Origin of the sequence: Streptomyces alkaliterrae, from assembly GCF_007097205.2 — a bacterium.
GTDB classification, from domain to species: Bacteria; Actinomycetota; Actinomycetes; order Streptomycetales; family Streptomycetaceae; genus Streptomyces; species Streptomyces alkaliterrae.
The window spans coordinates 1-4,076 of record NZ_VJYK02000405.1; the positions used below are offsets into that span (position 1 = coordinate 1).

The window sequence follows — 4,076 nt, forward strand, 5'->3', positions numbered from 1 at the left end:
GTTCGCCGCCCGCGCACTCGCCGCCGACAGAGCGGCCCCGCTGCGGGCGCTGGCCGCCGCCGCGCCGCGCCCGGTCGCCTCCGTCACCTGGGACATCTCCGGACCGCTCCAAGCCGCGCTCACCGCCCCCGAGGGCACACCGGGCCGCGCCCGGCGGGTGGCCGCCGTGCGGGTCGTGCCCAGGCCGCCGGCGGCACCACCCGGCGGCGGCCACCCCTCGCCGCTGGTCACCTCGCTGGTCTCCTGGCGCGGCGTCGTACGCGGCGGTCACGACCTGTTCGGCACCGAACTGGCCGCACTGGAGCCCGAAGCCGTCCGCCGCGGGGTGCGGGACGTGCTGGACTCCGGGGCCCGCGCCGTCGCGGTCACCGCCACCGGCGCCCCCGCCAGCGTCGACCACGAGTCCGCCCTCGCCGCCGAACTCCTCGCCCGGCGGCCCGACCTGAAGCTGTGCCTCTCCCACGAGAGCGGCGGCCTCGGCCTGCTGGAGCGGGAGGCCGCCACCGTGCTCAACGCGGCGCTGCTGGAGGTCGCCGACCGGGTCATCACCTCCTGCGAGCAGGCCACCGAAGCCCTCCCCGGTTCCCCCGCCTGCTGGTTCGCCACCGGTGACGGTGGCCGGGTCACCGGCCGCAGGCTGCGCTGGACGCCGGTCGTCGGACTCGCCGCCCGGACCGCCGCCGCGCTCATCGGCGCCGCCCGCACCGCCCGGGTCAGCGACGCCGTCGTCGCGCTCACCGACGCCGACGAGATCACCATCGGCCAGGTGCGCGACGGCCTCCCGCACGTGGAGACCGACCTCACCGACGGCAACGGCATCCGCACCTGCCTGCCCCAGCCCGTCCTCACCCGGATACCCGTCCACACCCCCTCCGCCGCCACACTCCTGGCCACCCGCAGCCGGCACACCAGCGACGTCGTCGCCGCGCTCAGCCCCGCGGGCGTCGCCGTCGCCGAGGCCCTGGCACACCCGGACCACGGCGGACCCCAGCACATCCACCCCCGGGCCGACCTCACCGCGGTCGGCGCCGCCCTCACCGAGCCCAGCGCCTGGGTCGACATCCTGGTCCCCACCGACGGCCCCAAGTGCCTCGAACAGCACCAGCGGGACGCCGAACAGCGCGCGCTCGGCCTCGTCGCCGCCCACGGCGCCGAACCGGGCAGCGCCTACGTGGTGCGCTCCACCGCCACCGCCGCCGGCTACCTGCGGGTCTACCGGCTCCAGGTCCGCGCCGCCAGCCGCACCTGCGCGGAGGTCGGCCGATGAACCCCGCACCGCACGGCGGCGCCACCGCCGTCCACCACATCAGCGCCGACGACGTGCCCGCCCTGGTCGCCGGGGACGAACTCCTCAGCTCGGGCGGCGGCGGCATCGACGGACTCACCCTGTGCGTGAGCGACCTGCTGCGCCGGCTGGGTCCCGTCCCCCTCGTGCCGCTGGACGCCCTGCCGCCGCGAACCCGCTGCGCCGCCGTCGGCCTCGTCGGGGGCTTCGCACCGATCACCGAGCTCCCGCCGGGCGGCGACGAGGGCGCCCTCGCCGTACGCGCACTGGAGGAACGCACCGGACACCGGCTGGACGCCGTCGTCGCGCTCAACTCCGCCGGACCCAACGCCCTGTTCCCCATCGCGACGGCCGCGCTGCTGGGACTGCCGCTCGTCGACTGCGACGGTATGGGCCGCATCCTGCCGCTCATCCACCAGACCACCTACGCGCTCGGCGGACTGCCCGTCACGCCACTGGCCGCGGTCAGCCAGACCGGCGACACGACCGTCCTGGAGTGCGACACCCCCCGCGCCGACCGGCTGCTGCGCGGCGTCGTGGACGCCTCCGGCGGCGCGATGGTCTGCGCGATGTACCCGACCACCGCCGGCGAGCTGCGCGCGGTCGCGATCCGGGAGGCGACGAGCAGGGTGATGCGCGTCGGGGAACTCCTCACCCGCGAGACCAGACACGCCTCCCTGCTGGCCGGCCTGGCCCGCACCGTCGGCGCCCGGGTGCTGGCCAGCGGACAGGTCACCGCCGTCGACCTGCCGCACCCGCCCGGCGGCGCCGGGGCGTTCCCCTCCATGCCCACCAGCATCGTCGTCAGCGACCCCGCCGGCGGCGGACCCGTCGTGCGGCTGGAGGCGCAGAACGAGATCCTGCTGGCGCTCATCGACGGCGCCGTCGCCGCTGCCGTCCCCGACGTCGTGTGCCTGCTGGACCGGCAACGACTGTGCCCGGTGGCGCTGGAGAGCGTCGCCGTCGCCGACCACGTGGACGTGCTCGTCGTCCCGGCGGCCCCCATGTGGCACACCCCGGCAGGGCTCGCGCTCGCCGGCCCGCGCGCCTTCGGCTTCCCCGTCCGCCACCCCGGCGAACCCGACCCGCCCGAAGCCCTCGACCGACCGGCACGACCCGAGCGACCGCCGCGCGCAGACCGACCGCCGCGACCCGACCGGGCCGGCCGACGGGACAACCACAACAGGCACGACACGCCAGGCAAGGGGGCCACCCGATGAGCCGTCACCGCCCCTGCGGCCAACTGACAGTGGCCCAACTCGTGCGCTTCGGCCCGCTCAGCGGCGCCCGGGTCTTCGCCGGCAACCATCTGCACCGCCCGGTGACCGGCGTGGGCCTGGTCTCCGACCTCGACCAGGCCCGGCGCTGCGAACCCCAGACCGCCATGGTGGTCCACCCCGCCGCCGCGCACGGCGTGTGGGCGCTGGAAGCGGCGCTGCGCTGCGCCTGGGAACGCAACGCCGCCTGCGTCGTGGCCCCCGACACCGTCCCGGTCAGCGGCTCCACCACCCAGCTCGCCGAACGGCTGCGGATGCCGCTGCTCACCGTGCCGGACCCGGCCGGCATCGCCCTGGAGATGGCCGTCGCCATCGCCGACACCGAGGCCGCCAGGGCACGGCTGATCGCCCGCTGCGCGGTGCTCTTCGGCGAGCGCTTCAGCCTGCGCGGCATCGTCGGCGTCATCAACTCCGAGGTGCCCGGGGTGATCGCCGCCCTGGTCACCAAGGAAGGACATCTGCTCGCCGGTCGGGCCGCCGCCGGGGGAGGCGACCTCGCCGGACCCGCCGAGGACCACCACCGGGTCACCGTGCCGGTGCCGTCCGCCGACGGCCGCCCGTGGGCGACGCTGGTCGCCCGCATCAACACCCCCTCGCCCGCCTGGGCCGAGACGGTCGAGACCATCCTCCGACTGGCCCGCGCCCCGCTCGCCTCCGCCGGCGCCGGCACCCGGCTCTCCCTCGCCCACCAGGGCAGCCGCGACCGCCTGCTGATGGAGACCCTGCTGACCGGTCGCCCCGCGCAGCAGCCCGCCGACGAGGACGGCCGCCACGGCGTCGGACACGACGGGCGCGAGAGCCTGCCGCGCGGCGTCGAGCAGAGCCCCGAGGAGATCGCCAGGGACGCGGGCTGGCCCGTCGACGGCCGACTGGTCGCCGTCTATCTGCGCCCGGCCGGCTGGGAGCCGCAGGACCTGGACGCCGCCGCCCCCGGCGTGACGGCCGCCTGGCAGGCCGACCTCTCCGACGCGCCGCTCGTCCCCCTCGAACACGGCTGGGCCACCTGGTTCACCGGCGCCGCACTCACCTCGGAGCAGGTGGGCCAACAGGTCGGCAGGCGGCTGGAGTCCGCCCGTATCCCCATCCCGCTGAGCGCGGGCGTCGGGGACGTGGGGGAGGGCATGGCCGGTCTGCGCCGCTCGGTGACCGAGGCGGAGCTGGCCGCCGCCGCCGCGAGCCGACGCGGCGGGCGCGTCGTCGAACTGTACGGTCGGCTCGGGCCGCGCGCGGTGCTCGCCGCCCTGCCGGTGGCCGAACTCGCCACCGCGGCCCGGACGTTACTTGCTCCGCTGCTCGCCGACCCGAAGGCCGACGTGCTGCTGGCCACGCTGGCGGCGCTGCTGGACTGCGCCGGGTCCACCGGGCAGGCCGCCGCCCGGCTGGGCGTGCACCGCAACACGATACTGGGCCGCGTCGAACGCATCCGGGCGCACGGCGTCGACCTCAACGCGCCCGAGCAGCGACTGGCCCTGCACGTCGCCTGCCACGCCCTCCTCGACCCCGCCGCTCCCACC

Annotated in this window: 3 protein-coding genes; all 3 read left to right on the forward strand. The window is 76.9% G+C overall.

What is annotated here, in order from left to right; genetic code table 11:
• Nucleotides 1–1,267, forward strand: a 1,267-nt coding sequence (locus FNX44_RS28280) for a hydantoinase/oxoprolinase family protein (RefSeq protein WP_228450183.1), incomplete at its 5' end; no start/stop codon positions are given.
• Nucleotides 1,264–2,505 carry a DUF917 domain-containing protein gene (locus FNX44_RS24595; RefSeq protein ID WP_143651193.1) on the forward strand — a complete coding sequence of 414 codons (1,242 nt, stop codon included), beginning with the start codon at nt 1,264–1,266 and terminating at the stop codon, nt 2,503–2,505. The genes FNX44_RS28280 and FNX44_RS24595, both read left to right, overlap by 4 nt.
• On the forward strand, nt 2,502–4,076 hold a 1,575-nt coding region (locus tag FNX44_RS24600), incomplete at its 3' end, for a helix-turn-helix domain-containing protein (RefSeq protein WP_143651194.1). The genes FNX44_RS24595 and FNX44_RS24600, both read left to right, overlap by 4 nt.